We start from the raw sequence: 24952 nt of genomic DNA, 5'->3' as shown, positions 1-24952 counted from the left end.
CAACCTTTCACCTTATTTATTTCTTTTCTGAACCATCCTCATTATATTCAATGGTTACATTTTCTACGTGTCTCTTGCCTAGAAGCTTACTTTTCTTTCTTGCTTCCTTAGATTTTAAGACAATAGATAGATCATAATTCTCTGGATAGAGATCCTGTGCTTTTCCTTGAAGCTTGAGTCTTTTCTTATTTATCGTGACCTTTTTGTGCTTGATCAAAACGCCTACCTCACCACGATGATTCTCTGTCTCACATACAATTCCGTACGTTTTTAAGCTATTTACGTAGACACGGTCTCCTAGCTGTAACGGTTCATTTTCCTGTTGTTGATTCTCTTCTAATAATGTTGAATTTGCTGTATGCTCCACCATTTGCTTTTCCGTTTCTTTTTCCATTTGTGTTGCCGTTTCTGTAGGCTTTTTTGTTATATTAGTAACTCTCTCGTTACTTTCTTTATTTTTGTTTATTGCTGTATGACTACGACTTTCCTCCTTCATTTCTCCTCGTTCATCCTCTTTCGTCTTCCTTAATTGTTTCTTATAATCAGGAATAGTTTCTATTCCTTCAGTCCTCCCATAATCCTTTATCTCCTGATGCGTAAGCTCATGGGCTCTTTCTAGAACCTTACGATCCATACCCAGTTTTAATGCGATTGAAAAAGCTTGGCTTTCTCCTGCTCTGCCAATCGTTAAACGATATAAAGGCTGCAAACTCTCTATATCAAACTCCATAGATCCATTTTCAAAATAGCTATGCCTTTGGGCGAACTCTTTCATTTCACTATAGTGAGTTGTCGCTAATAGTGTAGCTTCCTGCTCAGCTAGCTTCTCTAGGATAGCAAGGGCCAGCCCTTTTCCTTCAGCAGGATCTGTTCCCGCTCCAAGCTCATCTAAAATGACTAAGGTGTTTGAATGAGCTTGCTTAAGAATTTGAATGATATTGGTCAGATGAGCAGAAAACGTACTCAATGACTGTTCAATACTTTGACCGTCTCCGATATCAACTAAAATATCTTCGAAAATCGCCATCTCACTTCCTTCTGCAACTGGTACATGCATACCTGACTGAACCATTAAAGTTAGCAAACCGATTGTTTTAATCGCAACAGTCTTCCCACCCGTATTGGGACCCGTTATGACCAATGCTCTGTACTCATTACCTATCCGAAAATCTAAAGGAGTAGCATTTTTAATAAGTGGATGTCTCGCCTTTACGATATTTATAATCTGATTCGTATTCACTTCTACAGCTTGACCTCCTATGGTTTGACTGTACTTAGCTTTAGCGAAGATAAAGTCATAATGAGCAAACGTCTCAATGTTAATAGAGAGCTCATGTTCATGCGTCTCAACCATCCCTGTTAAGGTACTCAATATCCGCTGTACTTCCACATCCTCTGCCACTTTTTCCATATGCACTTCATTTTGTAATTTACGTACATCCGCTGGCTCGACGTATACGGTTGAACCGCTAGAGGATTGATCTAAAATCTGTCCATCAATGTTTTTCTTATACTCGCTTTTTACTGGAATAACATAGCGTCCATCTCTTACACTAATGATGTGATCCTGAAAGTATTGGTTTGATGCCCGTACCATCTTCTCTAGTTTTTCTTTAATACGTATTTCTAGCATATTCATCCTTTTTCTGATCTTAGCTAACGCCTTACTTGCGGCATCATCTACCCTTCCGTTTCGAATACAACGCTCAATTTCATCAGCTAAATGTGGAAGCGGAGCAATGGATTGTGCATAGGTGCTCACCTGAGGAGCTATCGTTTCTTTATCCTTCATAAATCGAATCATTTTCTTACCGTGATCTAGCAGAGTCCAAACCTGCATAAGTTGTTCTGGATTAAGGAACACACCCTTCCCAATCCCACTCATTAGTCGCTCCATTCCGCTCAGGCTTTGCAGTGGGACGCTGGAGCTTTTTTGAAGAATAGCTTTTGCTTCTGTTGTTTCCTTTATTTGATTCGTAATGATCTTAGCTGAAGTGGATGGTTGTAAATTTCGAATCATCGCTTTCGCTTGCTCTGATACAGCAAAATCCATCATGATTTCCTTCAACCTATTAAATTCTAACGCTTCACTAGTCCGTTGTTGCATGCTTAAAGCCTCCTAAAATTTAATTTTGAATCTAAAGAAGAACTGCCTGGTACCAAGCTCAATTCATTTTGAATGCATTAGAAAACTTGGCTTATCGTCAATTTCTGGAGAAATCCTTAGTTTTTCTTATACTATCTACCTCTAAAACTTATAAATTCTAATAGTATAAAAAAAGCCTACAATATGAACACAATGTCCATGCTGTAGACTTATCTATGCTTAGAAGAGTATAGCTTCCAGGCCTCTTACTTCAGAAAATAGTAAATAAACTCCCTCACACCCATTCGACCAAGCTTATCCAAAGCTAAAAATAGGCGCAAAAAAACCGCGCTACACAAAAGCACGGGTATCTACTAAAGTAAGGAATAGATATTCATGTACGTGTGTGTTCTTAACTAAATGAATCACAAAATCTGGCATGACTAAAAAAGCCTTCCCCTTGCCCATTAATCCCACTTGGATCATGCACACTATAAGCATACACAGCCTGAGCAAGCTACCGATTTTACAATTCAATATAAAATTAGTTAGTTAAGAACGACCTCAAACATGAACATTTCTCCTTTACATCCAACTACAGCAAGTATAGATGATTCATCAGAAAAAAACAAGAGACTCCATTTCCAGAGTCTCTCCATTCATCCACTTAAGTTTGTTCTTCTTGTTCATTTTGTACCTTCTGCTCTTTTCTCTTTTTCTCAATGTCTACTCTTAAATCATCCATCATATTACTTTTTGCTAATGGAGCTCCAGTATGGTAAGCAGACCTTGAAACAACGAACTCAGTCACTGGAGCTGTTAAGAAAACAAAAACTATTGTCAAGAGGATTTTACCACTAAACATGCCTTGATCAAGCCAAAAATAGAGGAATGCAGCTAGACTGACACTGATGATCCCAAAAGTTGCCCCTTTTGTTAACGCACTGATACGACTATAGACATCAGGTAGACGTAATAAGCCAAGTGTTGCTAAGACCATAAATAAACCACCTAATAGAACAAATAAGCTAGTGATGATCTCGATCAATGACAACACCCCGTTCTATAAATTTTGAAAGACCAATTGATCCGATAAAAGATAGAATCCCTATAATCAAAATAACATCTGCATAAGCTAAAGTGTCCTGCACAATCATCACTAGGGCAATGACACCAATCATGTTAATTCCGATAGCATCCAAAGCAATGACACGGTCTGGCAATGTTGGCCCAACGATTACTCTATAAAAGCAAAAGAGTAAGGATAATGACAGTACAATTAAGACGATCCAAATTGAAATCTGCAGCATTATTTGGTCACCTCCATGATCGCCTTCTCAAAGGTTTCTTGAATTTGCCCTACAATCTCATCCTTTTCCTTCATATTAATACAGTGAACATAGATTATTTTTCCGTCATCCGAAAAGGCTATAGGCATTGTTCCAGGGGTTAGTGATATTAATGAAGCAATTAACGTCTTCTCAAGATCTGTTTTAAGCTCTGTAGGATAGGCAATAATCCCTGGCGTAGTCTTAATTTTAGGCCTAGTTACGATCTTTAATACATCGATATTGGCATAGTATAGCTCTCGCGCAAAAATCCATGTAAGCTTCAACAAAGCAATTACCTTTGGAAAATAAAGCTTAAACGGAAGGATTTTTTGCAGGGCTATCAGCAGTAATGCACCCAGGAGGTAGCCAACAACAAAATCAACGACGGTTAGGTTAGCTCTCAAAAGCATCCACGTTACTGCTAGCCCAATGTTAAACACAAGTTGTAAGATCATTGTGCAACCTCCCCAAGTACAGCCTTAATGTATTGAGACGGATCAAGGAGCTGCTCAGCTATTCCCATTGAATATTGAAAGATCGATTCCGCTCCAATACCTAGTACGACGGTTAATAGAATTAAAGGAAGGATTGGGAGGAGTAATCCCCACGTTTGTTTTTCTTGAAGCAGGTCCTCCGACTTCATCTTCTGCTTCCCCCAGAACACATAGATAAAAATTTTCATCATAGAGAAAAGGGTCAGTAATCCTACAATTAAGCTCACTACCACAATGATGTAGCGTTGCTCTTGAAAACCAGCAAGGATTAACGCAAACTTACTAAAGAACCCACTAAACGGAGGAATTCCAGCTAAGGACAAGGCTGCGGTTAAGAATAGCCAGCCTAGCCATGGATGTGTCCTCAATAGTCCTCCCATTTTGTATAAATCTGTTGTCCCTGTGACCTTCTGTGTAGCCCCAGCAAATAAGAATAGAGCCGCCTTCACAATAATATGGTGCACAATGTAATAGATAGCTCCTGCAACGGCAAGAGGTGTATAGATACCTAATCCCATAGCCATATAGCCTACCTGACTAATAATATGAAAGGACAATATCCTCTTGAAATCAAATTGGGCTACTGCCCCTAAAACCCCAAAGAACATCGTAAATCCTGCAAGAGCTAGAATTAGATTATGGGTAAAGCCTGGATCGTGAATAAACACTAGTGTAAACATACGGATAATAGCATATATCCCAACCTTAGTTAACAAAGCACCAAACAACGCTGCAATAGCTGCTGGCGGTCCATAATACGATTTAGGCAGCCAAAAGTAAAGAGGAAATAGAGCTCCTTTCATGGCAAAAACAATGAGTAACAGAACAGCAATCGCTTGTAAAATACCATCCTGACCTATTTCCGAAATGCGCACCGCCAAATCTGCCAAGTTAAGTGTTCCAGTGACTGAATAAAGATACGCTATAGCTATGACAAATAAAATGGAAGCAAAGACATTGATCACAACATACTTAAAGGACTCTCTTAATTGATATTTCGTTCCCCCAAGCACAATAAGAACATAGGAGGAGATTAGCATAACCTCAAAGAAAACAAATAAGTTGAACAAATCTCCCGTTAAAAAGGCACCATTTACGCCTGTTAGCAAAAAGAAATAGAAGGTGTAGAAGTATACTTTTTCACGCGCATTATGAATGGTTTTAAAGGCAAAGAAAAGACATACTAAGCCAACCAAACAGGACAGCATCACCATCAAGGTAGCAAACATATCTGCTACTAGAACAATACCAAAAGGAGCCGGCCAATTCCCTAGCTCAAGAACTAAGCTTTGCTCAGGATGACGAAACACCTCTACAGCTAAGTAGATCGACGAAGCTAATAATCCAAAAGCTGCGATTCCTCCAATGATGCGTTGAATCCTTTGTTGTTTAGCAAAAAAGATTAGGATACATCCCACGAACATAGGGACAAGAATTGGTAACATTAATAGATTACTCATCAGAACTTCCCCTTAATTGATTTAGATCATCTGTGCCATGCTCCTTGTACGTGCGATAGGCCAAAACTAGCATAAAGGCCGTAACACCGAAGCTAATTACAATCGCTGTTAGGATTAACGCCTGTGGAAGTGGATCGGCATATTGAGCTGCATTTTCACCCTGCAAGGGAGGTGCTCCTCGAGACAAACCCGGCAATGTAAGTAAAAGAAAGTGAGCGGCATGTGAAAGCAAAACAGTCCCAATCACTACTCGTAAAATGCTTTTCGTTAGCAATAAATACGTTCCTACCGTAACCAGTACACCTGATACCAAAATCATGACAATTTCCATTCTATTCATCCTCCGCAATCGTCAGTGTACTCAGTAACGTGATGCCAATGACCACTAAATAAATGCCAAGGTCAAAAGGTAAAGCTGTTGTTAGCTCAACCTCACCAATAAAAGGAAGTGTAAAGTAATCAAAAAAGTGCTTTAAATAGGAGTAACCAAACAAAACTCCAATACCACCAGTGAGTATGGTTAGCAATAAACCTATAGCAATTAAATGAGCATAATTGATTTTAATAATGCTTTTAATTGAATTCAGATCAAAGCTTAAATAAAGCAGAAGCACCCCACTAGCGGTCATCAATCCGCCTATAAATCCACCACCAGGATTATGATGTCCAGTAAAAAAGAGATAGATGGAAAACACTAGTACGATAAAAGCAGCCACTCTAGAAATCATATGAAGAGATAAATTATTATGCATCAGACATCCTCCTTCCCTTGCATCCTCAGCTTAATTAAAGTCACCAAGCCAAGAGCTGCGATTCCCAAAACCAACACCTCTAGCATCGTGTCAAGGGCCCTAAAATCAACTAAGATCACATTAACCATGTTATTTCCACCGGCCAGCTTATAGGAATTATCAATAAAATACTCTGAAATACGGGCCAGTGGATTGGAGGTGCTCATTGCATAAGCACTCAAACCAATTAAAGTAACGATCGCGCCCATTCCAACAGCAATTATTAAATTGGTTATTCTAAACACGGGCTTGAAGGTTTCCTTGCGTAGTTCTGGTAAATGATAGAAGCACAAAAGGAAAAGAGTTGTCATCACCATTTCAACCAATAGCTGTGTGAGAGCTAAATCAGGAGCCCTAAAAATAACAAAGAATAAGGCCAATAGGAAACCAATACCTCCCGTTGCAATGACAGCAACAATCCGATTAGAGATAAATGGAATATAAATGGTAACAGCTATGAGAACAGCTATTAAAATCCACATGTACGTATCAATTCCTGATACAGTTGCGATGTCAAAGCTGATTGCATTATAGCGATACAAGGCGTACCCCAAGATCGCAACTATAAATACCCCCATATAGGCAAAGTAATCACGTAATAAACCAGTCATTTGAATATTGGTGACCTTCGTCGATCCTGCAATAAGCCAGTGTAGCAACTTGTCATAAACGTAGTCAAAGGGATCCCTTTTGTTTAAACGCAGAAAATCATAAATACCTCTCCACTTAGCAAAGGTCAGGTACAGTAATATCCCTATAAGAACCACAGCTATTGTCATCCATAGCTCAGTGTTCCAGCCATGCCAAGGTGTTATATGGATATCTAAACGCTGATCAGGGCTTAAAGCGTTAGGGTAAATGGATTGAACAGCGGGCTCTATAAGCGTATAAGACAATAAGTTCGGGAAAAAGCCGAAAACAATGACTAAACCAGCTAGAATAACTGGTGAAGCGAGAAGACCTAACGGTGCTTCATGTGGAGTTCGATCCAGCTTTTCAGGCTGATATTTACCCCTAAACGTTTTAAAAACAATAATCATACAATAAATAAACGTAAACACGCTCGCTATCCAAGCAACAATTGGGAAAAGAATGCCTAGCATAGGCATATTAAATTGACCGATCTTTAGTGCCTCAAGCAAGCTAGTAAAGAACATTTCTTTACTTAAAAACCCATTAAATGGATAGATACCTGCCATGGAGAAGGAACCAATGATGGCTATCGTAAACGTAATTGGGAGTAAGGTCATTAGCCCCCCAAGCTTACGAATATCTCTTGTCCCCGTCTCATGATCCACAATCCCTACTACCATAAACAAGCTCCCTTTAAACGTAGCATGGTTAATTAAGTGGAAGATAGCTGCTACAGAAGCTAACATGTACCCTTCTTGATATCCGTAATGAACAGCCGCCGAACCTAGCCCCAGCATGCTCATAATCATTCCAAGCTGACTGATCGTAGAGAAAGCTAATATGGCTTTAAGATCAGTCTGTCTAACAGCATTAAAAGATCCCCACAATAAAGTAAATATTCCGAAGCCAGAGATGATCCAAAACCATTCCGCTGCTCCCGCAAAAACAGGACTTAATCGAGCAACTAAATAAATCCCCGCCTTAACCATAGTCGCTGAATGAAGATAAGCACTAACAGGTGTAGGAGCCTCCATTGCGTCAGGAAGCCAAATATGAAATGGGAATTGAGCCGATTTTGTAAAAGCACCTAATAGAATTAGAAGCATCGCTGGTAGAAATAGACTACTTGCCGTTACAACATCAACTAATCCAATAATCTCTCTAATACTAAACGAACCTGTAATCACATAAAGCAATGTGAAGCCAGCCAGCATACTAAAACCACCAGTAACGGTAATAAGCATTGACTTTTGTGCTCCATATACGGACTTCTCACGGCCGTACCAATAAGCTATGAGCAGGGAAGAAGCTAAGCTTGTAAGCTCCCAAAACACGTAGAGTACAATTAAATTATCAGAGAAAACAATTCCCAGCATGGCTCCCATGAACATCAACAAGTACACATAAAAGTTATGTAGAGCTTCTTCTTTACGCTGTAGATAAAAAATAGAATACAGGACTACAAGTGCACCAATTCCTGTGATTAACAAACCAAACAAAAGTCCCAATCCATCAATATAAACGTGAAAATATATGCCTAATGAAGGAACCCAAGCGAGGGACTCACTAACCACTTCACCAGCTGAGATGGACGGGATGAATTGAAACAGATAGATAAACAATAATGTTGGTAAAATAAGAACAATCCACCCCGTGTGTACCTTATGTAGGTATTTATAAAAAAAGGGAATAAAGATAGCTAAAAGAAATGGGGCTAAAATCATTAAGTGCATCAATGTCATTGGAGAACCTCCTCTATTATGTATAAGCCGTGTATTTTTCTCCTAGTTGCGTAAGTAAACGTTATGTTATGTTATGTTATGTTTTGTTTTGTTTCATATAGCTGACCTACCTATTTCATTATGCCTTTTTTTTCGAAGTGAGAAACATCAATTTCTGAATCCCTAAGCTAAAAAAACACAAAAAAAGCCTGCTGGTGGCAGACTCCTCCTGAACTCTCCGATATTTAATTATTGCTAAGCTAACTAAAAAAATAAGTCATTAAAACGTCAAACTGAATATCATTTATTCACTATAAGGCTTTTTAGTTATTTTGTAAAGCAACAAATTTTATTTTGACATCCTTATACAAATCGCATAAGATACTTCTCAAATAAAAACATTAATAAAATGGTCTCAGGAATGACGATTCAATTCTTTAGGAACGGAAGTGTGTAAGGATGAAAAAGCAATTTATGGTGATTGGACTCGGTCGCTTTGGATCAAGCCTAACAAAAACATTAATCGCAAATGGTCACGAGGTTTTAGCCGTAGACAAGGACGAGCACGCTGTCCAAGAAATGGCAGCTGTTGCGACTCACGCCCTGCAAGCAGACTGCACGGATGAGGCAGTCCTAAGAGAGCTTGGAGCAAGCAATTTTACTCATGCGATTGTTTCCATTGGGGAGGATTTGCAGTCAAGTATTCTAACCACATTGTTATTAAAAGAGCTGAACATTCCTACGGTTATAGCGAAAGCAAAAAATGATATGCATGGACGCGTACTAAAGAAGGTAGGAGCCGACCAAATCGTTTATCCAGAACGTGATATGGGTACACGCTTAGCGAATCAAATTAGCTCTAACAATCTGATTGATTATATTGAGCTTTCACCAGAACATAACCTTGTTGAGCTTAAAGCCCCTCCTTCAATGGATGGATTATCCTTAAAGAAATTAAATATTCGTGCTAACTATGGCTGTACGATCATGGCTATAAAAAAAGAGCAGGATATCAACGTGTCACCGAAGGCGGAGGATGAGATACATACTGGAGACATCTTGCTCATTATCGGTAGTAATGATGAAATAAGACACTTGGAGAAGGACTATGAGCGCAAACGATAAGGATGAAGTCTATACGAAGAGCACACATGAACCTCTAAACAAGGTGATGAAACGGATAAGATCAGACATTAGTCCTCCACAATTTATCCTAATCGTTTTTATGATCTTAATATTTGTTGGAGGAGGATTACTAGCTCTTCCCATCTCTGCTAGCTCTGGTCAGAGCGTGGGTATACTTGACGCTTTCTTCACGGCTGTTTCAGCCGTTTGTGTAAATGGCTTAGTTGTCCTTGATACAGGAAGTACTTTTTCAACATTCGGTCAGGTCGTCATTATGATCTTAATTCAAATTGGTGGACTAGGTTTTATGACATTTGGGGTCATGGTCGCCATTCTACTTGGGCAAAGAATAGGACTCAGGCAGCGCTTGATTCTACAGCAGACTACTCAGTCTACTTCTACTCAAGGGATGGTAAAGCTATCTTTGCACATGGCTCTGATCGCCTTTGTATTCGAAGCAATTGCGACCGCTATTCTTACTTTAAGATGGCAGGCTGATCTAGGTTTAGGGCAGGCTATTTACTATGCCCTATTTCATTCAATTTCAGCTTTTAACAACGCTGGTTTTGCTCTTTGGGAGGATAGTTTAAGTCAATATGTAGGTGATCCAATTGTGAATCTTACAATTATCACCTTATTCATCATTGGAGGACTTGGCTATATCGTTGTAGTTGATGTTATCCGTAAACGATCCTGGAGAAAGCTATCCCTACACTCAAAGGTCGTTCTGCTCGCATCAGCAATATTATCGATTGCTGGCTTTTTGGTCATCTTTCTCCTTGAAAGCTGGAATCCAGCTACTTTCAGTACACTCAGTCTAGGCGAGCAATCAGCAAGTGCTTTTTTTCAAAGTGTCACCCCGCGTAGTGCAGGCTTTAACACATTGGATATTAGCCAAATGCTCACTGCCTCTCAATTTTTCATCATCATTCTGATGTTTATTGGAGCTGCTTCTGGAGGAACTGGTGGGGGGATTAAAGTCAATACGTTTGTGGTTTTAATTCTAGCCACGTTAAATACATTTAGAGGTGGAGGTCAAATTCACGCATTTGAACGTAAGATTGCTCAAGACACAGTCATGCGTGCCTTGGCGGTGGTCATTAGTTCTATAGCGTGTGTCTTGATAGTCGCTTTACTTTTAACCGTCACAGAAAACTTGCTTGAAGAGCATTTCTTAGATATCTTATTTGAAGCTACGTCTGCCTTTAGTACTACAGGTCTTTCAATGGGATTAACAAATGAATTAAGTCCTATAGGTAAAATCATCGTGATGATTACCATGTTTGTAGGTCGCTTAGGACCACTAACATTAGCCTTTGCCCTGTCACAGAAGAAGAGAGCTTCGAGGATTGGATATCCAGAGGATCATTTATTAATTGGGTAGTTGCTAAATATTATTTAAGAGCATCAACCTTTAGTTGCGTAGAAGCTTTGTAGAAATTGATTCAAAGGCTTATGATGATAGAAAGAAGGCTGTATTCTTGGCTAAAATGAATCTGCCTAGATACAGCCTTCTTAAACTATATTTTAGTTAATTCTTTAAATGCTACTACGCTGCATCTTCTTCTAATGCTTCTACTTCTTCCTCATCTACTCCATCTACTGCAGGTGAGGTAACTAACTGTTCAGCAATTAGGTACGTTGGCTGTGTAAACATCATAAATAGAATCGCAGCGTCCTCCTGCTTAGTTAATTCCTTTTTAGCTAGAAAATCTATTGATCCGTCTTCCTTCGCCTCTACCTCTGGCCCATGTAATCCAAGACCAAGCATCATTTGCACCGCAGGAATAGCCCACTCACTTACTTCTCCCGCTAATTGAATTTCATCAAAAGCACCTGGTGGGTATTGGGAATGAAGAAGTCTCCAATTCATCGTTGCTGCTTCTTGACGAGTTATTACTCGATCTGGACCAAAGTTCCCCTTCTCGTCTCCTGTAATCATTCCTAATTCATAGGCCATTTGGATGTAACTAGCTTTAGGATGTCCAACAACATCAGGGAAAGCGATCTGTTCCGTCTGACTACCGGGAATACCGCTTACAGTCAGCAACTGTTCAACGTATTCTCCTCTAGTTAATACATGCTCTGGATTAAAGGCTAGATTTGAGTCATTTGGGTAATACCCTAACGATTGTAACGGTAGAATATACGGAGCATATAGATGTTGTTCGTTTACATCACTAAAGCCCTTGGCTTCTTCACCCTTTTGTGCGTATCCATAAGGATTAAGGTTAGGCTCCCTCAAATATTCTGCCTTTCCGTTTTGGTCAACCTGGAAAGCTACAAATTGGTTAGAAATAGGGTCTACAAATAGATTCTCATCCACCTGCTGTAATGCCCTCGGTCCCAGAAATCCGTCAGAGATTGATAAAGCTCCATCTTCTCCAACCTGGATCGTTGTTACTAAGCTACGAAGACGTAAGTCTGCATAATACCCCGTCAATCTTTCCAATTGTTCAGGAGATTGGGGCTGAAATGGAGCTAAATCTACAGGCTCACTATACTGTGGGAAAAATGTAGAAATAAACTCCGAATAAAAAAAGTTGCGTAGAACTCCAGACTGATTATAAGTAAGAAATACACCTGTATTCTCCTCAGGTATCATAAATAAGTAAGAGCTAAACCCAGGCAGATCCCCACCCTTTGTCAATATCTCACTAGAGCTTCCTGCCAAAGGAAATTGGAATGATGCTTCAAAGCCATTTGTTGTGTCTGGCCATAGAGGGTGAATTTCTGAACGATACTCCTGCATCAGTTCGATTGATTCTGCACTGAGCTGAAGCTCTTCACTGTCTCCTTCATTAAGAAAAGCGATCATAAACTTCCCTAAGTCTTCTGCTGTAGAAATCATGCCACCGTGAGGCATAACAGTCGGAGTGACCGTATATACTTCCATGGCTTGTCCCGCTGCATCATAACCAGTAGCTAACTGCTCCAGCAAGCTTCCCTCTAAAAGAAATCCACTGTTGTTCATCCCAAGTGGTTGAAATACATGTTCATCCATATAATCCTGATAAGGTACTCCACTTACTTCCTCTACAAGTAGACCAGCAAGTAAGGACGCAAAGTTATCGTACATATAGGAGCTACCTGGTTCACGAACAACTGGAGGCATATGCTTATGTACATATTCCTCTATCCCAACAACTCGCTCAAGATCCCCATGAATATCCTCTGGCTTAGGATCACGGATTTCAAAGCCGGTTGTATGAGCAAGTAAATGCTCTACTGTGACTGGTTTTGAGTAAGGATTATCGAAGGTCAAGCTTGGTAAATACACTCGAATATCCTCCTGCAAATCAATGTTGCCTTGTTCAACTAACTGCATTACAGCTATAGCATTAATAGATTTGGAAACAGAAGCCACCCGAAACGTTGTTTCCTGAGGATTCACTTCTAATTGTGCCGCTGTATCAGCATAGCCATAGCCCTTTTCAGCCAAAACCTGACCATCCTTAACTATGACAACTGAAGCCCCAATGTACTGTGGTTCAATATGGGCAGCTGAGAAAAACTCCTCTAAAAATTCCTCTGCACTGCTAGTTGTTAATGCCTTAGGCTGTTCAGTCCCCGTATTGGCACTGGCAATATTCTGAGCCATCGGAGAAAACGCTAAAGCTAATGCTAGTAGAGCTACAACAACAGTCTTAGACCAAATCATAGAGATGTGCTTCGTGCTAGATTGATTCATGTCTTTTCCTCCCCATTTGCTAGTTTATAGAACTCAATTCATACTATACGTGCTAGTTTTCTCATAGTTTCATAGGTTTGCTTGTTATAGGCAACTTTACAGACCTATCACTGATCCTCTCTTAGCGTGTGAACTTCCCATAAAATTTATATGTTTCTACAAAATAGATAATTTTCACACCCAGCCAGATTAGAGTCAGGACAAGAGTTGGTAGTGGTGTAAATTGGACGAGCATAGAGTAGCCCAGCAAGACAATGATTCCAATCACAAACAAGATATCTAAGGATTGAAAGGCCTTAAATGCCGCCTTATAAACCATCCACTTTTCACCTTCATCCAGCTTTTCGAAATAAGCCCTATCCCCATTTTTTTCGTCTAGATTGATTGGCTTATTTGGATACAATAAATTGAACTGGTGCATAATTTTCTTAAACTGCATACTCGTTATCAATATTAGAAGGAACGATAGCACAATGTTTACCAAATGATATGCAACGGGATCAGTATTCCCCTGAGAGGCTAAACCTACAGCTAACGTTGCCCATACAAAGGTCAGAATTGTATTTAAAGAGGTCAGAATGAGTAGCTTGCTAACCATCCATTCCTTTTCACTGATTTGCTTGCTAAGATCATCATCATGCTCTGTCGTTTGCTCTGACAGTTGGAAAACTAGACTAGAGGAGGGACATATGATGGCAGGAAAGATAACGAGTAAATTTATGAATGGCATATATTTTATTTTAGCTGCTGTTCTTGGTTTTTTTGTTACTTATGCTTTTTTAACATTTGGCCGTGGTTTAAGCTTTAAGCTAAGTGTAATCTATGAATATGACATTTTGTTTGCTTTATTAGCTATTCTTACTCTGGGTATCGTTATTTGGAGTTCTGTACGACTAGTAACCTTGCCAAATAAACACTGACTCTACCTGTTCCTTGAAAACGTCAGCTATTTTTAATGCGATCACAACAGATGGCGAATAGTCTCCCTTTTCAATCATTGCAATTGTTTGCCTAGATACGCCTATCACCTCGGCTAATTGCCCCTGCGAGAGCCGATCTCTTGCCCGCAGCTCTCGAACTCTATTTTTCAGCTCGCCCATCGCGCCACCTCCTTGAATTCATTGTAAATGATCTTTTTCCAAATGTAAATTATAACTTACAAAATATCTATAATTATTTACATTAAGAATGGAATTATATACATAAATTTCGAAGCTGAAAATTTATTTTTTAATTTAAATTTGAAATTAAAAAACTATCAAAAAAGATGTCACCAAGTTTTGAAAACCAACCTTGGCGACACCTCTATAACCTCGTATCCTTACGAAGCAAAATAGCTTTGTTTTTTAACTTTTAAACCCTTTTAACAAATGATTTAAAATGGTCAATGCTTCTTCTAAACCTCTCTCATAATCCGGTAGTTGGGCTAACCAGAGAGACATTTCATTCAGTGCACCAGATAATGCATGTGTCATAGCCACCAAAGGCACCTCTTTAAGATATCCTTTCTGCTGCATTTCCTCAAGCTGCCCACGCAATAGACGCATGGAATTACGCTCATCCATTTTGCGCCACTCCTCCCAGCCTAGTACAGCCGGCCCATCAATAAGTAGAATTCTCCTATTACGTGGTTCAACAGCCGTTGTAATAAAGGCACGACAGCCCGATAGAAGCTGCTCCCACATATCTTCACCACTTTGGGCAGCCTGTACTTCCACTTGCTCTGCAACCTCGCTTTGGATATGTTCTATAACCACTTGAAAGAGACCTTTTTTACTGCCAAAATGATGATATAACGCTCCACGAGTCATGGCAGCCTCTTGGACAATTTCCTCTAGTGAAGCAGTGGCAAAGCCCTTTTCTGTAAAATGGGTTCTCCCTATCTCTATAAGCTTCCGAATCGTTTCTTGTGCTTCCTCTTTTTTTCGTCGCATTACGCTACTCCTAACACTTGTTGCTTTTTAAATCATAATCCATTTATAGTATATTCTCACACCTGTGTCTAGACCTATGTCTAGAAGCGTCCGATAAGCTCTAATGCCGTTTCATTGCCTGATTTCACTAAAGACCTCAAGGAATGGCGTACAATCCAAGACATATGCTTCTCTTCGCTTTGCATTTGTTTTTCTAGCCAAGCTATTGTTTCCTCTTGGTAATCCTTGATCAAGTCATGGATGTGATTAGCCACAGATTTTCTTACGTAAAAAGAAGAGTCAGCTAATAAGGACTCTAAAAGGGATAGGTTGATAGCTGGATCTTCTTTAATAGCTCTCATCCGTTTGGCCCATGGTAAACGAGGACGACTGCCTTCACTGACAAGGCGGCGTACATGTGCATTTTCATCCTTAGACCACTCTCGGAGTATAGCCAAGGTATGATCAGGATAGATTTGCAAAAATGGACGTATTGAGTATTCTGATGTATGCCGCTTTGTGATTTCATAAAGGGCAGGCATGGATATCTCATAATGCTCTAATCCATACTTTTCTACAAAGAACGCAACAGGCATTAGAAAATATCCATTCGTAAACATACCTTCCTCAGTCTTGTTTTCAGGTCCAAGTATTTTCATAAGAATTCCCAAGGCTTCTGTGTAGTCTTGAGGAAGAGATGTCCTGAGTTCAGCAGCAATTAAAGCCACTCTTTGTTTCAACTCAAGCTGATCGACCTGTTTTGAGATAGATGTGATAAACTCCTCTGCTGGAAAAGCATTATAGTGAGGTTGAATAAGTGATTGGAGACGATTAGCTAGCTCGCTCCCAAAGTAATTCTTTAATGGGATGCTTTTACTTCCACCTTGCTCCACCTTAATCTTCAGACCATACCTTCTCTACATATTTGTCACTTTCCTCCTCTGAGGGTGGAATGATTTTAATCAGGTCTATCAACACTCCGTTTGGATCAGAAATAATAAAGTGACGCTGCCCAAACTCCTCATCACGTATATCTAATTCTAATGGGAGTCTCTCCTCTACAACAAGACGTTGATATTCGGTATCCACATCATCAACCTCAAAGTTTAAGATTAAGCCCTGCACCCTTCTCTGGTATGCTTCAGGAATAGTAGTATGTTTCGAGTTCAGAATAGCTAACTCATAATCGTGCTTATCCTGTGTTAGCTTCAAGCTTACATACCAATCTGCTTCATAAACCTTTTCAAAGTTAAAATACTTCGAATAGAAATCAGCGCTTTCAGCTACTTTATCTGTTAGAATGACGGGGTAGAAACTATTTGTTTGCATTTGCATAATTCGTATCTCCTTTTTATAAAAGTAATTCTATTTCAATTTAACATACATACAGTATGTATGTAAATAAAGAAAAAATTTTTATAATGTATAGTCCATAAAAATCTGTTGAATTAATCAACGAAAGATTTAGAGCAATAGCAACTAGGTTCTTAGAATTGTAGTTATGTTTTGTTTTATATCTTGTATGAGTAGCTTCTGCACAGAGCTAATCGTCGAAAGATCGATATTTTGCACATCCATAAACTGTAGTTTAATTGATTCACGGGCTTTATCTTCAAACAACAAGGTTTGACCATCTTCAGCAAGCTTACCCTCTAAGTTAGCTTGTACATCAAAGATAAACATGACAAAGACAACTTTATTTCCATCTGGATACACATACTCCATTCTTGAACCACTGTAAACGGTGTTTAACGCATATTCATCAACTACAAGTCCTGTCTCCTGCAATACCTCACGTTTCATCGTTTCCTCAATTGATTCACCTGGCTCCATCGCTCCTCCTGGGAGTCCCCAATCTCCGTAGTCAGATCTTTGTTGCAGCAATATTCTTCCTAGTGAATCTCTAATTATGGCACCACCAGTAACTATAATTCTCATTTTGTACATTCCTTTCATACACTAAAAGCTAATGGAGAATGGGTATGAATGTCTCACACCCAAGTCATAAACCTTTTATGGCTAATTTTAATATCTTGCTGAGAAGCCCACTGCTTTATTTCTTTAACTCCTTCATCTTTATTTTCTACAAACTTAAAAGCTAGATTACCAGGAACCAGCTTTCTTCCTACAGGCTTGATACCAATGTTTTTTTGAAAATATCCATACATGACAATTTCCTTTATCTGATCTTTTCTTAACTCTCTCTCACCAATCTTAATCTGGTCATGCTCAATATGTAATGAACGGGGGCTACTGACCCTACCATAAATGGTTAAAGCTATTAGAATAACCGCTAGGATTAATGAAGCTACACTTAAGTTAAATAACAAAGTATTATCTGTAGTAAATATATGCCTGGCTTGCATGAGAGGAATTAATACCACCAACAAATTTCTTCTCAAACCAAATTTTATAATCCTATAATCTTGGATAAAAACCTCTCCCTTATTCAATTTTTCCTTTCAATTCTTTCTAACAAGCTATTTCTAGCAACCTATTTCTCAAGAATCTTTTTGAGGAATAAACATGCCTGAGAACAGCCTTGACTTAGTTCCAGGTCCTGCTTCATGTCCTTCAAAGTCTTGAAGGAGCTCCTTAAATCTTACAGAGAACTGTTGATACTGATCTTCCGTCAAGTGCAAAGGAATCTGCCAAAAACCAAAACCATCCTTTTCATAATTCTCTGCTGGAGTATGCATAATATAATCTTCTGCTTGCTGTAACAAACTAGTATGGAATGCTGTTAAGTAACGTAATGTATCCTCTTGGGAAGCAGCACGCATTTCCGCTTCGGGTATACTTAGATTTTCTTTGGCCACAGAGAAATAGCGTTCTACTGTACCCTGTACTCTTTTTGTATCTGTAACTTCAATCATCTGAGCCTCTAATAACAGGTTTATATGTCTGTATATGGTAGCTTGAGGAACATTACCTAATTTTATCACGAGCTGAGCAACAGTCAATGCGTTCTCTAGAAGTAAAGCTTGAATAATACGCATACGGATGGGATGCAAGAGCATGTCTGCTTTTTTTGCCATATCTATCTACTCCTTCGTATGTAACATTTGATACAATTATTAACATTGATCATTCTCAATTATTGTAATGATAGTATCATGGGGAGAAGTTCGTTGCAACTCAGTCTGAAACTTATTTTTCTTTGATACGTAAATTAATACAGCACAAAGCATACGATTTCCATTATACTTATCTTAGAAATTATTTACTTTTACTATTACAATTACAATTACAATTACAATTACAATCATGTTTATTAAAGCCTTGATATGATGTAGTATCCACCCCTTTATATGTCACTTTTCACATATAGTACAATATTTTTTTACTTCTAAAACAAGGAAGTGTTGTTATGGTAAAAAAGCTTAAGCTACTGAGCAGTTTAGTATTACTTCTACTCTGTATGTCTGTATTTATGTCTAGTTATCCCGTACACGCCAATATTCCTGACCCTCAGGGCTTTATCAACGACTATGCTGAAATGCTCAGTGATGGAGAGCAGCAAGAGGTTGAGCAGGAAATTGAGCGTTCAACAGTAAACCTATACGTATTTACAATGGAGAGCTTAAATGGTGAGCAAATCTCTAGCTTATCTGCGGATACTTTTGAACAGTGGGGTATACAACCTACTGAAGTCCTTCTGGTCATTGCTCAACGTGAAGGAGAGGTATATCTTCAAGTGGCTACTGGTAGCTCTCTGGATCAAGCTATTTCACAGAACTTTGGAGGAGGTTCAGGTACAAACGATATAACTAACTTTCTCGACAGGCACTTTATTCCACATGCAGTAAACGGAGACTTTAAGCAAGGAATGATTGAGGTTATCCAGGAGCTGGATACTCTTCAGTCAAGCACACCTCCTGCTCCAAGTCCTAGCCCGAATGCCAATCAGCCTACTGTACCTCCTGTAACAGACTCTGGTGCGAATAATGGATCAGGTTTCTCCCTACTGATTGTCCTTGGAATCGTGCTTCTACTTGCAATTGTCATCTATTTCTTTCTACACCTTTCCAATAGGAAGCGTTTGATGACGGAGCAAAAAAGTTTAAAGGAGCAACATCAAGCTGCTCTTGTTGCTATCCACCAAATTGAACAGGAGCTCAAGCCACTCTTTCAATTTTCAAGAGGCCAGTCTGCTGAGTATCTAAAGGAGACTAAGCAGACCTTTTATGATGTGCTGCAAAATGCCACTCAGCTTAGTAGTAAGGTCAACCAGCTGACCATTCCGTTCTGGTACAGCAAAAAGAAAGTGGATGACGAGCTTGGAAAAATAGATAATCAGGTGACGGGCTTTAACCGCAAGATTCATAAGATCAATGAGAAAATCACAGCCTACAAAAAGATGGAGGAAGAAGTCATTCCTGTAATGGACCAGTGTCAGCAGGAATTAGCGGAGGTTGAGTCGTTTTTACAGCAACAGACTGAATCATCCTTCTCATTAAAGCGGCTTATAGCAGAAAAGGAAAGCATCAAGAAGGTTATCGAAACAGCTTCAAAAAATATTCAATTTGATCCCTTGCATGTGAAGGAGCTATTGAAAGAGCTCCCTGAAAAACTAAAGAAACTCAAAGAAGATAGCCGAAAAATGAAGGAGCATATTCAGCAGTTTACAAAGCTCCCTGAGTATAAAGAAAATATTCAGCAGCAAATGGATCATCTTGTTAAAACAGAAAATCTCATTCTAACCGAAATTCAGCCTTATTCTGTCTTTGATCGAGTAAAGAAGGAATTGCCACGGCTGGAAGATGCGCTTCATGAAGGCGATGTGAAGAATTCTGTGGACATTTTGAATAGAGTACAAGATTGGCTCGATCATGCCGTAGAACAGGTTAGAGAAAGTATAACGGCTAGAGATTGGATATTGGAAAAAGTTCAATACGTCGAGGAGGAAATTCCTTCCTACTCCGAACCGTTAATTGGTCGGCTAAAAGACGCTATTGAGCTAGTGAAAAAGGATTATGAAAAAGTTCATTGGGAAGCTCAATTGTCTAGTATTCCGCTTATTCCACAGAACAAAGCTATAATAGAACAACTGCTTCCAGAGATTAGACAATGTGTTTTGGAAAGCAATCAGCTATATTTTCAAGGCAAAAAGCTTCTCACTCAAGTGCTTGAACATCTTGATGAGAATATGAAGATAAAGGAGTCTATCCTTCAACTGAGAAAACAGCTAGATGATAAGTATATGGCTTTAGAGAAGGAAAATCATCAGCTAGCTCATCGATTTACACAGGCTTTAAACCTTATTAAGCAAAACCATTTACAAAGATATGCCAGTATTCAGCAGTTTGATCAGCAGATTAGGGGTCTAGGGCAACAAATTGAAAGCACGACACTGCAAAGCTTAAGACATGTAGATAGGTATGAAGAGCTTATTCAACAAATGAAAGGTACCATTGGGCAATTCGAAGCACTCATTACATCTACAATTGATCAGAAAAAACAAGCCGAGCAAGAGCTGCAAGTCATGAATTCCACGTTCTCAGCTGCCCTTAAAAAATGTGGCTCTAAAATAAGTGTCACTCAATATCGCACTTATTTTAACGATTTACTAAGTCGAGCAGAGGTAGCACTAGCGCAAGGAGAATTTGAAATTATTGCTTCTGTTCGCTCTGACATGCAGAGTATCCTTAAGGAAATGGAAGAAGCATATCGCAAGCAGATCGAGCATGAGCGCAGGCTAGCAAGACAGCGCCAACGACAGCTCCAGAGGATGAGTCATCATCATTGGGGAAGCGGTTCTGGCTCTGGATGGGGCGGCGGTTCATCACGAGGCGGTGGCTCGAGTTGGGGTGGTTCCTCTAGGGGAGGCGGTTCGAGCTGGGGAGGATCTTCTAGAGGAGGCGGCTCTGGCTTTGGCGGCTCTCGTGGTGGTGGTTCTGGCTTTAGAGGAGGATCACGAGGCGGCGGTTCAAGATTTTAAGCTAACAATTATATATTCACTTACATGCACTTTCACTTATAAAAGATGCCATCCCTATCAAGAGGGATGGCATCTTTTAAAATGCTATGGTATTTTTTAGCGGTCCTGAGATATTTCTATTCTTTGTTTAATTCAGCCTTAAGCGCAGCTAGCTCATCGTCAATATCCTTTGAAGCTGTGCTTTTAACCATTTCTTCGAATTTGTCATCAAAAGATTTCCCTTCGTTCGCAAGCTCCTGAGCAGCCTGTGCTTCATCGTGCATTTGCTGAACCTTTTCCTCCATACGAGCAAAGCTGTTTGTGAGGCTATCTGTGTTTGCTCCACTCATCGTTTGATTAATTTTCTTCGTTGCTTTTGCTGCTTCAGCTTGAGCGATTAATGTACTCTTCTGCGCCTTCATATCCTGAACCTTAGATTTCATTTCGGATAGCTGCTGACGAAGCCTTTCAGAGTTTGCTTTAGCACTCTCATAGCTTGCTCTTGCTTTATCTCGTTTCTCCACATGACGGTTCTTATCTACCAAGGCTTCACGAGCAAGCTCCTCTTCTCCATTAGCCAGCGCTTGCCTTGCCTGCTGATCTCGTCTTTCTACCAAAGCCTCAGCATCCTTTAGCTCACGCTCAAAGCGCTTCTCCACGGCCATTTGAGTTGTGACAGCAGCCGTAACCTTAGCTACGTCATCCTCAAGCTCTCGTAGAATTTGCTCTATCATTTTGACCGGATCCTCCATTTTATCTAACGCGGAGTTTACATTCGCTTTCCCAATTCTAAACATTCTTCTAAAAATACTCATTCTCATTCCTCCTTAATTCCAAATAAATGTTCTTAATTTCATTGGTTGATATCGTATCGTGTTAACGATACCTTTTCACAGATGATAACCTCTTGTTTGATGTCTACATCAATTGTATGCTAATCTCTTTGCTTCTACCATACCTATACGTTACTTAATATGAACGGTTTCAACTTTTAAAGCAAAAAATATTACTTCAATCCTTCTTGATCCATCAATCTTTTAATGTTTTCCTTTGGTTCCCAGCAGTTAAATTGATAGCTCGGCTTCGTTTCGTAGCCCAAGCGGGAGCAAAGATACACCATATCGTTCTCGTCATTTCTTTGACTCACAAAATTCTTACAGGTAGCACAGCAATGAAACCTACTTTTAGAGGCTTCCTCCTGCATGCTATCCCCCCCCCTTATATTCCTTTATAAAATTGATCTATTTTGTTTATTACTTCGCCGATTATACGGATGGATTGAGAAGTATCCCCTCTCAGCTCCAGCGAATGATCTGCATCTGGAACCAACATCACATTAAAGTTTGAGACTTCACTTAATCTTTTAACATTTTCTTTTACATAACAAGGATCGTTTGTTCCAATCACAATAAGGGATTTTTGCGTAAGTTGTTGTAAAGCTTGAACAATGATCTCCTCTTGAGTTAATGGGGTAAGCCAGATGATTTGCGAATGCTTTAGAGCTTCTAAAGTAGCTAGCGCTTCAAGACCAGCGATAGTTCCAATCGATTTACATACAAGCACAACATGCTTGTATTCTTTTCTATTTAGAGCATCTTTAACGGCACCTACTACGTCAGCTCTTATCCATTCACTTTTTTCCTCTAAGGAAGCATCCCTAAAGGCCTTACTATCTTTATAGTTATAGTTCACATTTAATATATCAAAGCCTTTCGACTCAAAATATTTAGCCGCATAGTACTGAAGAGGCATGTCATTATTGTAGCCCATACCCGGAAGCATAATGGCTAAGCTATCCTCATTAGTATCGTTGCTTATAAGTAAACTCGATACCAACTGCTTATATCCCACCGTTTCAATTTTTACAAAAGCCATCCAATCTCCCCCATTCATTTTATCTAATTGAACCATCTTAGCTTAATAAAGGCAATATTTTCTCCAATTCTCCTCATATTCCAGCAGCAAAGAAATTGACGTATAAAATCTTTATATTATGCAGGGTTCTTACTCGTACTCTCGTCTATTAAATAGTGATAACATTTAAGTTTTAGGGGAAACCGAAACTTATATTATAAGATTTTAAAAATAGGAGTGGTTAAGTATGTTGATTAGACTAGGAAAGTATTTAGGTTGTTTTTTTGCACTCTTGCTTCTAACGTCATGTGCTTCTTACCTTAATGCAGAGCCAGAGCAAAAACTATTTAAGTTTGATGGAAAAACATTAAATGTCGTTCAAAATGATATTCCTACAGACCTCTTTGTAGAGGATCGTCCTGATGTAAAAGTTGTGCGTCGAATTGACGTCAAAAATGGAACCCTAGACGCTGATTGGACATTAGAAAATGGTACTTTAAATCTTCAAGCTACTTGTTATGGATTGGCCAATTGTGACGCACGTTTTGAGGTTTATGTCCCCCATGGTGTTAAAGTTTTTCGTAATGGGAATCCAACACAGATTAATGGAGATGCAAGTTAGTCTTCTTTTAATTCATGCATTTATCGTTTTTGACAGCACGCTTAACAAGGTCTATAAGCTTTGAAAGAAAGCATACAAACAATTCTTTTATCGCGGGATGCCCAACATAGAAGATTTCATATTTCTTAAGTTAAAAGCGAGTAAGGCTGGACTATGACTTAGAAACAGCTTGTTTCCAATCCTCCAAAGAATGCCCCATGTGAATTTTTTATTTGCATTACAGAGCTAAACACATAATAATGGAAGAGTAACGATTTTTCTATAGAAAAAGGGAGGAAGAGAATGACTAAGCTAAAGGTTGCTGTAATTGGAGCTGGAAGTATTGCAAAGTATCGTCATCTGCCCGAGTATAAAGCTAATCCTCAAACAGAAATCGTCGCTATTTGTGACATAAACGAAGCTCGAGCCAAAGAAATGGCTGCTCATTATGAAATTAAACATGTTTTTACGGATTACAAAGAATTGTTAAAGGAAGATCTGGATATTGTAAGCGTTTGTTTACCCAATTATTTACATGCGCCTGTATCCATCGCAGCCTCAGAAGCTGGCTGTCACGTATTAGTTGAAAAACCTATGGCCACTAGCTCTGAGGAAGCGGAAGCCATGATTGCAGCTGCTAAACAAGCAGGAAAACTTTTAATGGTCGGACATAACCAACGATTTGTTCCCTCTCATCAAAAAGCAAAAGAGCTTCTTGCGTCAGGGGAACTAGGAAAAGTACACACCTTCAGAACAGCATTTGGTCACGGTGGACCAGAAGGCTGGAGTGCTGACGGCAAGGATAGCTGGTTTTTCCGTAAAGAAGAAGCATTTATTGGGGCCATGGGTGACCTTGGTGTGCATAAGGCAGACCTCATCCGCCATATTCTCGGCGAGGAAGTTGTTGAGGTTGGAGCCATGGTCGAGCAGACAGCCAAAGAAAATTCTGATGTGGATGATAATGCTATCTGTATCTTAAAAACGGAAAGCGGAATCATTGGTACATTAACGGCAAGCTGGTCCTATAAAGGGCAAGAAGACAACTCTACGATTATTTATGCGGAAAAAGGAAGCATTCGCCTTGAGGATGATCCTGAGTATTCCGTTATCATCAATTATCTTGATGGAACAAAGGATAAGCAGGCTTTAGGTAAAATTCAAACTAATGAGGATGGCGGACAGAATAACTCAGGGGTTATAGACCATTTCGTGACTTCTATTCTGAATGGAACTGAGCCTTTAATCACGGGTGAGGAAGGTAAGAAGTCCTTAGAGGTTATTTTAGGAGCACTTAAGTCTAGCGAATCTAAACAAATTATTCGTTTAAGGTAG

The 24952-nt window shown here is 39.4% G+C and carries 25 protein-coding genes; 5 read left to right on the top strand and 20 right to left on the bottom strand.

The features are described 5' to 3' along the window. Positions 1 to 16 precede the first annotated feature (16 nt). The 8 genes from J2S11_RS07600 to J2S11_RS07565 all read right to left on the bottom strand — a co-directional run bounded on the left by J2S11_RS07600 (position 17) and on the right by J2S11_RS07565 (position 8537). Entirely contained in the window at positions 17 to 2107 is a 2091-nt protein-coding gene (locus J2S11_RS07600; RefSeq protein WP_307392980.1) for an endonuclease MutS2, read from the bottom strand. Positions 2108 to 2753: 646 nt separating this feature from the next. Next, positions 2754 to 3143: a monovalent cation/H(+) antiporter subunit G gene (gene mnhG, locus J2S11_RS07595; protein WP_307392977.1), complete on the bottom strand. Its 390-nt coding sequence runs from the start codon at positions 3141 to 3143 to the stop codon at positions 2754 to 2756. After that, on the bottom strand, positions 3115 to 3396 hold the full coding sequence (locus J2S11_RS07590; RefSeq protein WP_307392974.1) for a Na(+)/H(+) antiporter subunit F1: 282 nt from the start codon (positions 3394 to 3396) through the stop codon (positions 3115 to 3117). Before J2S11_RS07590 ends, mnhG begins: the two co-directional genes overlap by 29 nt. Further along, complete coding sequence (locus J2S11_RS07585; protein WP_307392971.1) at positions 3396 to 3872, bottom strand: Na+/H+ antiporter subunit E; 477 nt, start codon at positions 3870 to 3872, stop codon at positions 3396 to 3398. The genes J2S11_RS07590 and J2S11_RS07585 overlap by 1 nt, the downstream gene beginning before the upstream one ends. Then, positions 3869 to 5371 carry a Na+/H+ antiporter subunit D gene (locus J2S11_RS07580; RefSeq protein WP_307392968.1) on the bottom strand — a complete coding sequence of 501 codons (1503 nt, stop codon included), beginning with the start codon at positions 5369 to 5371 and terminating at the stop codon, positions 3869 to 3871. Before J2S11_RS07580 ends, J2S11_RS07585 begins: the two co-directional genes overlap by 4 nt. Further along, positions 5364 to 5702, bottom strand: coding sequence for a Na(+)/H(+) antiporter subunit C (locus J2S11_RS07575; protein WP_307392965.1), 339 nt, complete (start codon positions 5700 to 5702; stop codon positions 5364 to 5366). The genes J2S11_RS07580 and J2S11_RS07575 overlap by 8 nt, the downstream gene beginning before the upstream one ends. A gap of 1 nt (position 5703) precedes the next feature. Beyond that, positions 5704 to 6123, bottom strand: a complete 420-nt coding sequence (locus J2S11_RS07570; protein WP_307392964.1) for a Na(+)/H(+) antiporter subunit B — start codon at positions 6121 to 6123, stop codon at positions 5704 to 5706. Then, positions 6123 to 8537 carry a Na+/H+ antiporter subunit A gene (locus J2S11_RS07565; protein WP_307392961.1) on the bottom strand — a complete coding sequence of 805 codons (2415 nt, stop codon included), beginning with the start codon at positions 8535 to 8537 and terminating at the stop codon, positions 6123 to 6125. The genes J2S11_RS07570 and J2S11_RS07565 overlap by 1 nt, the downstream gene beginning before the upstream one ends. Positions 8538 to 8975: 438 nt before the next feature. Here J2S11_RS07565 and J2S11_RS07560 point away from each other — a divergent pair, with 438 nt between their 5' ends. Both J2S11_RS07560 and J2S11_RS07555 read left to right on the top strand, forming a co-directional pair. Further along, entirely contained in the window at positions 8976 to 9641 is a 666-nt protein-coding gene (locus J2S11_RS07560; protein WP_307392958.1) for a potassium channel family protein, read from the top strand. A 46-nt stretch (positions 9642 to 9687) separates the two neighbouring features. Beyond that, positions 9688 to 11025, top strand: a complete 1338-nt coding sequence (locus tag J2S11_RS07555) for a TrkH family potassium uptake protein (RefSeq protein WP_307393275.1) — start codon at positions 9688 to 9690, stop codon at positions 11023 to 11025. A 165-nt stretch (positions 11026 to 11190) separates the two neighbouring features. On the opposite strand, the gene J2S11_RS07550 is transcribed toward J2S11_RS07555, so the two are convergent. The 9 genes from J2S11_RS07550 to J2S11_RS07510 all read right to left on the bottom strand — a co-directional run bounded on the left by J2S11_RS07550 (position 11191) and on the right by J2S11_RS07510 (position 18283). Continuing rightward, on the bottom strand, positions 11191 to 13332 hold the full coding sequence (locus J2S11_RS07550) for a serine hydrolase domain-containing protein (protein ID WP_307392955.1): 2142 nt from the start codon (positions 13330 to 13332) through the stop codon (positions 11191 to 11193). Positions 13333 to 13453: 121 nt separating this feature from the next. Beyond that, on the bottom strand, positions 13454 to 14062 hold the full coding sequence (locus J2S11_RS07545; protein WP_307392952.1) for a DUF3169 family protein: 609 nt from the start codon (positions 14060 to 14062) through the stop codon (positions 13454 to 13456). 163 nt (positions 14063 to 14225) lie between these two features. Beyond that, entirely contained in the window at positions 14226 to 14432 is a 207-nt protein-coding gene (locus J2S11_RS07540; RefSeq protein WP_307392949.1) for a helix-turn-helix transcriptional regulator, read from the bottom strand. Between the two features lie 246 nt (positions 14433 to 14678). Beyond that, entirely contained in the window at positions 14679 to 15266 is a 588-nt protein-coding gene (locus tag J2S11_RS07535) for a TetR/AcrR family transcriptional regulator (RefSeq protein WP_307392945.1), read from the bottom strand. 80 nt (positions 15267 to 15346) lie between these two features. After that, complete coding sequence (locus J2S11_RS07530; RefSeq protein ID WP_307392942.1) at positions 15347 to 16138, bottom strand: DNA alkylation repair protein; 792 nt, start codon at positions 16136 to 16138, stop codon at positions 15347 to 15349. A gap of 1 nt (position 16139) precedes the next feature. Beyond that, positions 16140 to 16574 carry a VOC family protein gene (locus J2S11_RS07525; RefSeq protein WP_307393274.1) on the bottom strand — a complete coding sequence of 145 codons (435 nt, stop codon included), beginning with the start codon at positions 16572 to 16574 and terminating at the stop codon, positions 16140 to 16142. Between the two features lie 150 nt (positions 16575 to 16724). Beyond that, complete coding sequence (locus tag J2S11_RS07520) at positions 16725 to 17183, bottom strand: NUDIX domain-containing protein (RefSeq protein ID WP_307392939.1); 459 nt, start codon at positions 17181 to 17183, stop codon at positions 16725 to 16727. 53 nt (positions 17184 to 17236) lie between these two features. Beyond that, positions 17237 to 17698: a hypothetical protein gene (locus J2S11_RS07515; protein WP_307392936.1), complete on the bottom strand. Its 462-nt coding sequence runs from the start codon at positions 17696 to 17698 to the stop codon at positions 17237 to 17239. Positions 17699 to 17746: 48 nt separating this feature from the next. Continuing rightward, on the bottom strand, positions 17747 to 18283 hold the full coding sequence (locus J2S11_RS07510; protein ID WP_307392935.1) for a helix-turn-helix domain-containing protein: 537 nt from the start codon (positions 18281 to 18283) through the stop codon (positions 17747 to 17749). 332 nt (positions 18284 to 18615) lie between these two features. Between J2S11_RS07510 and J2S11_RS07505 the strand changes: the two genes are divergently transcribed. Further along, positions 18616 to 21186 (top strand): TPM domain-containing protein, encoded by a 2571-nt coding sequence (locus tag J2S11_RS07505; protein ID WP_307392932.1) that lies wholly within the window; start codon positions 18616 to 18618, stop codon positions 21184 to 21186. 116 nt (positions 21187 to 21302) lie between these two features. On the opposite strand, the gene J2S11_RS07500 is transcribed toward J2S11_RS07505, so the two are convergent. From J2S11_RS07500 to J2S11_RS07490, 3 genes are all read right to left on the bottom strand, one after another. Next, positions 21303 to 21980 (bottom strand): PspA/IM30 family protein, encoded by a 678-nt coding sequence (locus J2S11_RS07500; protein WP_307392929.1) that lies wholly within the window; start codon positions 21978 to 21980, stop codon positions 21303 to 21305. A gap of 191 nt (positions 21981 to 22171) precedes the next feature. Beyond that, positions 22172 to 22369, bottom strand: a complete 198-nt coding sequence (locus tag J2S11_RS07495) for a hypothetical protein (RefSeq protein ID WP_307392927.1) — start codon at positions 22367 to 22369, stop codon at positions 22172 to 22174. A 14-nt stretch (positions 22370 to 22383) separates the two neighbouring features. Further along, positions 22384 to 23040 carry an alpha/beta family hydrolase gene (locus tag J2S11_RS07490; RefSeq protein WP_307392925.1) on the bottom strand — a complete coding sequence of 219 codons (657 nt, stop codon included), beginning with the start codon at positions 23038 to 23040 and terminating at the stop codon, positions 22384 to 22386. A 226-nt stretch (positions 23041 to 23266) separates the two neighbouring features. Here J2S11_RS07490 and J2S11_RS07485 point away from each other — a divergent pair, with 226 nt between their 5' ends. After that, complete coding sequence (locus J2S11_RS07485) at positions 23267 to 23641, top strand: hypothetical protein (RefSeq protein WP_307392923.1); 375 nt, start codon at positions 23267 to 23269, stop codon at positions 23639 to 23641. Positions 23642 to 23923: 282 nt separating this feature from the next. Further along, positions 23924 to 24952: a Gfo/Idh/MocA family protein gene (locus J2S11_RS07480; RefSeq protein ID WP_307392920.1), complete on the top strand. Its 1029-nt coding sequence runs from the start codon at positions 23924 to 23926 to the stop codon at positions 24950 to 24952.

This window comes from Bacillus horti, from assembly GCF_030813115.1.
Taxonomy (GTDB): domain Bacteria; phylum Bacillota; class Bacilli; order Caldalkalibacillales; family JCM-10596; genus Bacillus_CH; species Bacillus_CH horti.
Note: the sequence above shows the minus strand (reverse complement) of the source record. Positions and strands in the feature narration are given on the sequence as shown.

Bases quoted from the DNA above. Each gene is read 5' to 3' on its own strand.
- J2S11_RS07525 (WP_307393274.1), bottom strand. From the start codon at position 16,574: ATGCAAACAAATAGTTTCTACCCCGTCATTCTAACAGATAAAGTAGCT.
- J2S11_RS07590 (WP_307392974.1), bottom strand. From the start codon at position 3,396: ATGCTGCAGATTTCAATTTGGATCGTCTTAATTGTACTGTCATTATCC.
- J2S11_RS07575 (WP_307392965.1), bottom strand. From the start codon at position 5,702: ATGGAAATTGTCATGATTTTGGTATCAGGTGTACTGGTTACGGTAGGA.
- J2S11_RS07550 (WP_307392955.1), bottom strand. From the start codon at position 13,332: ATGAATCAATCTAGCACGAAGCACATCTCTATGATTTGGTCTAAGACT.
- J2S11_RS07500 (WP_307392929.1), bottom strand. From the start codon at position 21,980: ATGAGTATTTTTAGAAGAATGTTTAGAATTGGGAAAGCGAATGTAAAC.
- J2S11_RS07585 (WP_307392971.1), bottom strand. From the start codon at position 3,872: ATGATCTTACAACTTGTGTTTAACATTGGGCTAGCAGTAACGTGGATG.
- J2S11_RS07480 (WP_307392920.1), top strand. From the start codon at position 23,924: ATGACTAAGCTAAAGGTTGCTGTAATTGGAGCTGGAAGTATTGCAAAG.
- J2S11_RS07485 (WP_307392923.1), top strand. From the start codon at position 23,267: ATGTTGATTAGACTAGGAAAGTATTTAGGTTGTTTTTTTGCACTCTTG.
- J2S11_RS07570 (WP_307392964.1), bottom strand. From the start codon at position 6,123: ATGCATAATAATTTATCTCTTCATATGATTTCTAGAGTGGCTGCTTTT.
- J2S11_RS07535 (WP_307392945.1), bottom strand. From the start codon at position 15,266: ATGCGACGAAAAAAAGAGGAAGCACAAGAAACGATTCGGAAGCTTATA.
- J2S11_RS07505 (WP_307392932.1), top strand. From the start codon at position 18,616: ATGGTAAAAAAGCTTAAGCTACTGAGCAGTTTAGTATTACTTCTACTC.
- J2S11_RS07510 (WP_307392935.1), bottom strand. From the start codon at position 18,283: ATGGCAAAAAAAGCAGACATGCTCTTGCATCCCATCCGTATGCGTATT.
- J2S11_RS07495 (WP_307392927.1), bottom strand. From the start codon at position 22,369: ATGCAGGAGGAAGCCTCTAAAAGTAGGTTTCATTGCTGTGCTACCTGT.
- J2S11_RS07520 (WP_307392939.1), bottom strand. From the start codon at position 17,183: ATGAGAATTATAGTTACTGGTGGTGCCATAATTAGAGATTCACTAGGA.
- J2S11_RS07560 (WP_307392958.1), top strand. From the start codon at position 8,976: ATGAAAAAGCAATTTATGGTGATTGGACTCGGTCGCTTTGGATCAAGC.
- J2S11_RS07545 (WP_307392952.1), bottom strand. From the start codon at position 14,062: ATGCCATTCATAAATTTACTCGTTATCTTTCCTGCCATCATATGTCCC.
- J2S11_RS07565 (WP_307392961.1), bottom strand. From the start codon at position 8,537: ATGACATTGATGCACTTAATGATTTTAGCCCCATTTCTTTTAGCTATC.
- J2S11_RS07555 (WP_307393275.1), top strand. From the start codon at position 9,688: ATGAAACGGATAAGATCAGACATTAGTCCTCCACAATTTATCCTAATC.
- J2S11_RS07600 (WP_307392980.1), bottom strand. From the start codon at position 2,107: ATGCAACAACGGACTAGTGAAGCGTTAGAATTTAATAGGTTGAAGGAA.
- J2S11_RS07580 (WP_307392968.1), bottom strand. From the start codon at position 5,371: ATGAGTAATCTATTAATGTTACCAATTCTTGTCCCTATGTTCGTGGGA.
- J2S11_RS07490 (WP_307392925.1), bottom strand. From the start codon at position 23,040: ATGGCTTTTGTAAAAATTGAAACGGTGGGATATAAGCAGTTGGTATCG.
- J2S11_RS07540 (WP_307392949.1), bottom strand. From the start codon at position 14,432: ATGGGCGAGCTGAAAAATAGAGTTCGAGAGCTGCGGGCAAGAGATCGG.